Origin of the sequence: Citrobacter sp. TBCS-14, from assembly GCF_005280805.1 — a bacterium.
Classification (GTDB): Bacteria; Pseudomonadota; Gammaproteobacteria; order Enterobacterales; family Enterobacteriaceae; genus Citrobacter; species Citrobacter gillenii.
Genome location: NZ_SZWM01000088.1, coordinates 1 through 228, shown reverse-complemented (window position 1 = coordinate 228; position 228 = coordinate 1). Strand labels below are relative to the sequence as shown.

Here is a 228-nt window from a genome sequence, read left to right as displayed (position 1 = left end):
ATCCGCATATTCCCGCGCCAGCGCAAACAGCTGCGGCATGGCGGTATTCGCCAGCGAGGCCAGCAGCACACCGCAGGTGATCAACGTGAGATAATGGCGATTAAACGCAAACAGCAGCGCGTTGCCAATCGCCATCAGGCAGCAAAACATGATCAGCTTGCGCCGATCGCCCTGGCTGTCGGATCGTTTTGCAAGCCCGAGGCTAACCACGATCCCGGCAATCGCATT

Annotated in this window: 1 pseudogene; it reads right to left on the bottom strand. The window is 58.3% G+C overall.

The annotated features are described in order from the left end of the window. Positions 1-228, bottom strand: a pseudogene (locus FDX22_RS00490) (MFS transporter); the annotation flags it as partial.